The following is a 5967-nucleotide window of genomic DNA, read 5'->3' on the forward strand; positions in this document are numbered from 1 at the left end:
GGTTCTCCGCGTATGCCCGCAGGTGTTCGACCTGCACCGGATCCAGCGACGGCCGCACCGCGGTACGGGCGGTCGCGACATCGTCGGCGGTGACCACCGCGGCATCGACGTTGCGGCGCATCGCGGCGAGCGCGGCCTCCCGCAGCAGCGCCGCGCAGTCCGCCGCGGAATATCCGTCCAGGTCTGCGGCGAGCGAATCGAGATCGACGTCGTCGGCGAGCGGAACGGACTTGCCCGCGGTCTTCAGGATGGCGACGCGAGCCTCGGCATCCGGTGGCGGCACGAACACGAGACGTTCGAGTCGCCCGGGTCGCAGCAGCGCCGGGTCGATGAGATCGGGACGGTTCGTCGCACCGAGCACCACGACGTCACGCAACGGTTCGACACCGTCGAGTTCGGTGAGCAGGGCTGCAACCACCCGGTCGGCCACCCCCGAATCCGAACTTTGGCCGCGTCGGGGGGCGAGCGCGTCGACTTCGTCGAGGAAGATCAGCGACGGCGCCGAATCACGTGCGCGGACGAACAGTTCGCGCACAGCTTTCTCGGATGCACCCACCCACTTGTCCATCAGTTCGGCGCCTTTGACGGCGTGCACGCTCAGGTGGCCGGTGCTCGCCAGCGCACGGACCAGGAACGTCTTGCCGCAGCCCGGCGGCCCGTACAGCAGCACCCCGCGCGGCGGGTCGACGCCGAGTCGCGCGAACGAGTCGGGGTGCTGCAGTGGCCACAGCACGGCTTCGGTCAGGGCCTGTTTGGTTTCGACCATGTCGCCGACATCGTCGAGGGTCACGCTGCCGATCGCGAGTTCCTCGGTGCCGGAACGGGACAGCGGCCGGATCACCTCGAGCGCGCCGAGCAGGTCGTCCTGGGTCAGCATCGGATCCTCGTCGTCGCGGCTGGCCCGGGACGCTGCCCGGAGCGCCGCCTCCCGACACAGGGCGGCGAGATCGGCGGCGACGAACCCCGGGGCGCGTGCGGCGATCGCGTCGAGCTTCAGATTCTCCGACGGCACCGTGCGCAGCAGCACCTCGAGCAGCGCCCGGCGGGTGGAGCCGTCCGGCAGCGGCAGGTTCAGTGCGCGGTCGCAGATGTCGGGGGACCGCAGCCGTGAATCGACCGCATCGGGATGCGCGGTGGTCGTGACCAGCGCGACCCCTGGGGTGTCGACGACGCGCCGCAACGTGTCGAGGATCAGTGTGGACACCGGTTCCGGGGTGGCGGGGAGCAGCGCGTCGACGTCGGTGACGAGCAGGACACCGCCGCCGGTGACGGTGACGGCGGCGGCGTTCCCGCGGCGGAGTCGTTCGTCGGCGGCGAGCGACCCGACCCCGGGGCCGTCGATCTCCACGACCGTCCGGGGGGCGAGTACCGCGCGGGCCAGCGTGGCCTTGCCGACGCCGGCGGGGCCGGTGACGAGCACCCCGAGGTGTGGGGAGGCGCCGAGTGTGCGCAACAGTTCGGGTTCGTCGAGGGCCAGTTTCAGCCATTCGGTGAGTTTGGCGACCTGGTCCTGCACACCGACCAGGTCTTCCGGTGCTGGTGTGATCATGCGTTCCGGTGACGCGAACGATGCCGCGGTGGCCGCGTGTCCGGATGTGGTCGGCATGTGCGGTCCTGTGTCACCACCCCAGGTCACCGCGGTGTTCGGCTGCACGCTCACCGGTCCGGTCGGATCCACTCCGGTGACAGTCAGCAGTTCCGACGTCCACGCGACCCCGAAGGTGCGGGACAGGGTGCGGGTGGTGTCGGCACTGCTCGTTCCTGGCCCGAGGTCGCGGGGGAGCAGGGACACGGCGTCGCCGACCGTGACGACCTTGCCGAGCAGCGCCTGCCGCAGTGTCACGTCGCCGATGGAGTGTGTCGCCAGCGACGACCCGGTCACGGTCACCGACCGGGCGCCGTACACCGTGACCGGCGAGACGATGACGGTGGCGTTCTCCCTCAGGCCCGTGTTCGACAGGGTGACGTCGTCGAGCAGGATCGTGCCGGTGGGGGTGCCGGCGGAGCCGAGTGCGGCGACGGCGGAGGTGCGGCGTGCACCGACCAGGGCGATCGCATCCCATTCGCGGAGACCGAGTGCGGTGAGTGCCTCCGGGTGCAGGCGGACGACGCCGCGGCGGGCGTCCGCCGCGGAGGTGTTGAGCCGGACGGTCAGCGCGAGTTCAGCGGTGGTCACTCCGCCGAGCCTAGAGTGTGCTCACCGTCCCCGCGGGCGTCGCAGCCCGAGGCGCGCCGGGGAACGATCTGCGGTGGCGGTGGTACGCCGGATGGCGACGAGGCGGGGACGCAACGCACGATTCTCGGCCCGGATCGCGCGTCGTTCGGACGGTTTGATGTCCCATGTTTCCGGCCGTGCCGCGACCCACCGTTTGGAGCGGACCGCGAACGGGATGTGCACGAGATACACGCCGACGAGAAGAAGCATCAGCACGAACGGGTACGTCACGAGGGCCGCCGCGGAGAGGGCGACGAGGAACAGTAGGACGACTGCGAGCCGCGGCGGCACCGACACCGACTTCATCGCCAGCGTCGGGACCGTGCTGACGACCAGCGCGGCGGTGAACAGGATCCACGCCGCGACCACCGGATAGGAGGTCCACCAGCCGTCACCCCATTGGATGTACGCGGCGACCGGTGACAGCGCGATGAGCGCGCCGGCCGGGGACGGCACACCGACGAAGTATTCGCGCGCGTACGCCGGGACGTTGTCGTCCTCGAGCAGGGTGTTGAAACGTGCCAGCCGCAGCACGATGCTCACCGCATACAGCAGTGTGATGATCCAGCCGGCGGCGCTGCCGTCCAGCAACGTCACGTACAGCACGAGCGCCGGGGCGACACCGAACGAGATTGCGTCGGAGAGCGAGTCGAGTTCCGCGCCGATCTTGCTGGTGGCGTCGAGCAGTCGTGCGATGCGTCCGTCGAGCGAGTCCAGTACCGCTGCGGCACCGATCATGCCGAGTGCGGTGCCGAGTTGACCGTCGAGTGCGAACTTCACGGCGGACAGTCCCGCAGACAACGCCAGGATCGTGATGACGCTGGGCAGCAGGCGCACCGCCTGTGGTCGTCCGCGGCGTTTCCGTTCCGGCTCCGGGTGGGGAGGGGGAGGGTTCACGGCAGTTGGGCGATGACGGTCTCGGCACCGATGGTGCGTTGGCCGCGTTCGGCGAGCAGGGTGGTGCCGGCGGGCAGGTAGGTGTCGACGCGGGAACCGAAACGGATCAGGCCGTAGGTGTCGCCGATGGGCAGGGTGTCGCCGACGCCGGCGTCGCAGACGATGCGCCGCGCGAGCAACCCGGCGATCTGGACGACCGCGACCCGGTGGCCGTCGCGGGTTTCGAGGAGCATGCTGTTGCGTTCGTTGACTTCGCTCGCGTCGGCGAGATCGGCGGAGAGGAATTTTCCGGGCTGGTGCACGACCGTGCGGACGACGCCGCCGACGGGGCTGCGTTGCACGTGCACGTCGAGCACCGACAGGAAGATGCTTACCCGCGGCAACGGTTCGCTGCCGAGGTTCAACTCGGCGGGCGGCACCGCGGTGTCGACGAGCGCGACCTCGCCGTCGGCGGGGGCAACGACGACCCCGATCCGGTTCGGCGGAACCCGGTGCGGGTGCCGGAAGAACGCCGCCGTCGCCGCTGCGGAGGCCAGGCCCGCGCGACGCACCCAGGTGCGGTTGCGGCCGAGCGCAGCCACCGCGAGAGGCACCGCGACGAAGGGGATACCGGCGGGGTGAAGTGGCGGAACCGCCTTGCGGACCAAATCGGCGATGTGTGCGACACCGCTGGTCGGGGGCATTCCGGCGGGTGCGGGCTTACGTGCCACGGCTCCTCTTACTGTCGCGTTGCGATGTGAGCCGCGGACCGACGAGCCCGCGGGCTATCACAGCGTACGCGAGAGCGATGTCAGAGCGTTGCGGGCGTGGTCTCCACGACGTTCTTCACCCGGGCGAGTGTGGCGTTCATGCCGACGACCATGTCGGCGTCGAACGACTCGGTTCCGCCCATCGCGAGGTTGATCAGGGTTTGGGACACCTTGCTGGTGCCGGTGGGTGCTTCGCGGCGTTGCACGACGCGGGTTCCGGTCTCGGTGGGTTCGAGGACAAACGACCAGATCGAGCGGTTCTCGTTGATGCGGAAGCGGAGTTCGCGGCCCGGTTCGAAGGCGAGGATCTTGGAGGTGGTCGGCCAGACGAGCACGCCCTTGCGGTTGACGTTGATCGTGGTGCTGCCGACGCGAGCCGGGCCGCCGACGGTTTTCATGAGGCGGCACTGGGGGCTGAATTCCTTCATACGCCCGAGGTCGCCGATGACTGCCCATACCTGCTGTGGAGTCGCGGCGATGTCGATGGTGGCTTCGAGGGTCTTGGTCACGTCACTCCCGGCGGATATATGGTACTTCAGGTTACAAGCAGACCGATCCATCTTACGCTGGCCGGCACGAAAAGAATCTCCTGTACGTGTAACTTATGTTTGCACCAACATTCTCCGAACAATGAGGTGTATTTCATACATGCAGTCCGTATGCTGACCGCACCACTGGGTGGGGACGATCGGAGGAATGCGGTGCGGGGGCGCCGGTAGGGGTTGGGAACGTCGCGGCGGATCGATCGGAATCCGTTGCGGTGCAGTACATCGCGAATTTCAACAGTATCGAGCGGACCCCGCAGTGGAGGTCCGTTGGTTGATGCTGTCGGTAATCTCAGGAGGACCACGTGTCTTTGCGCCGTTCGTCGCTCGTATTCGCCATTCTCGGCGTACTGCTCATCGCAGCCGCCGCTCTCATCCGGTTCGTCGCCGTCCCGTCGATGACGAAACTGCCCGCCGACATCGACAGCGGATCGACGTATGCGGGCAGCCTGCAGTCGTTCGACCCCGGCAGGTTCGCCCTCGGCGAGGAGGTCGCGTTCACCGTCGCGCGGCACGTCGAGGTCGACCACGTCGACGGTGACGTCGCGGTGATCACGAGTGTGGCCGAAACTCAACGGCCCGAAGGGGATTCCACGTCGGCTCACACGTACGCGATCAGCCGGGTCGACTACGGTCAGCAGCCCGCTCCCGACGGTTTCGAGGTGGAGGACCAGAAGAACGCGATGGTCCTGTCGTTGCCGATGAACCCGTCCCCGGACGGAAACGCGCTGTACGACACGGTAACTCGCGAACCGATCCCGCTCGAATACGACGGCGACGGGGTTCGTGGGGGCCGGAACGTCTATCAGCTGACGGGCAGCCTCACCGCACCGATCGTCGATCCCGCTGTTCTCGCTCCGGCACAGACGGGGATCGCCGCGATGGCCGGTGTCGGTGACGGGTCGGTACTCCCCAAGCAGATCCTCGAGATTCTCGCCGGTTTCCTGCCGCCCGAGCAGGCTCAGCAGCTCACCGCGGCGCTGGCCACCCAGCCCGACCTGGTGCCCGTCGTGCTGACCGCCGACACCACGATCGACATGGACGTCGATCAGCGTTTCGGCACTCCGCTGCGCACCGTCCAGGACCAGACCACCGTGCTGAACATGCAGGCCGGTGACGAACTGATCCCGCTGCTCGACCTGTCTCGCGCCGTCGTGAACACCGACGATGCCTCGGTCGCGAGCGCGGCCGCCGAGTTGTCCTCGTCGCAGACCATGCTCGACATCGTCTCGAAGTGGCTTCCGCTGTTGCTCACCGTGATCGGCGTCGCGCTGATCGTCGTGGCCTTCATCCGCCGCAACCCGGCCGCCGGTACGCCGATCGCTGCCGCCGCTGCCCCGACCACGCCCGTCGACGCGCCTGCTGACGCTGACGACGACGTGAAAGTGGACGACACGAAGAACGACGACGTGAAAGTGGACGACACGAAGGACGGAGACACGAAGGACGGAGACACGAAGGACGGAGACACGAAGGACGGCGAGTTGGAGTCCGCCAAGTCCTGACTGCTCGGTCGGAGCTGGCAAACGCCGCCCGATTCGGAATTCGCCCCTCTTGCAGG

Annotated in this window: 5 protein-coding genes; 1 reads left to right on the top strand and 4 read right to left on the bottom strand. The window is 68.2% G+C overall.

Translation table 11 applies throughout. The features are described 5' to 3' along the window. The 4 genes from WAX14_RS13960 to WAX14_RS13975 all read right to left on the bottom strand — a co-directional run. Positions 1-2176, bottom strand: a 2176-nt coding sequence (locus WAX14_RS13960; RefSeq protein WP_422628655.1) for an AAA family ATPase, incomplete at its 3' end; no start/stop codon positions are given. Between the two features lie 21 nt (positions 2177-2197). After that, positions 2198-3052, bottom strand: coding sequence for a CDP-alcohol phosphatidyltransferase family protein (locus tag WAX14_RS13965; protein WP_422628656.1), 855 nt, complete (start codon positions 3050-3052; stop codon positions 2198-2200). A 56-nt stretch (positions 3053-3108) separates the two neighbouring features. Next, positions 3109-3822, bottom strand: coding sequence for a phosphatidylserine decarboxylase (locus tag WAX14_RS13970; protein WP_422628657.1), 714 nt, complete (start codon positions 3820-3822; stop codon positions 3109-3111). An 80-nt stretch (positions 3823-3902) separates the two neighbouring features. Then, complete coding sequence (locus WAX14_RS13975) at positions 3903-4370, bottom strand: SRPBCC family protein (protein ID WP_422628658.1); 468 nt, start codon at positions 4368-4370, stop codon at positions 3903-3905. A 341-nt stretch (positions 4371-4711) separates the two neighbouring features. On the opposite strand from WAX14_RS13975, the gene WAX14_RS13980 reads away from it, so the two are divergent. After that, on the top strand, positions 4712-5911 hold the full coding sequence (locus tag WAX14_RS13980; RefSeq protein ID WP_422628659.1) for a porin PorA family protein: 1200 nt from the start codon (positions 4712-4714) through the stop codon (positions 5909-5911). The last annotated feature ends 56 nt before the right edge of the window (positions 5912-5967 follow it).

Origin of the sequence: Rhodococcus sp. (in: high G+C Gram-positive bacteria) (assembly GCF_049299235.1) — a bacterium.
Classification (GTDB): Bacteria; Actinomycetota; Actinomycetes; order Mycobacteriales; family Mycobacteriaceae; genus Rhodococcus.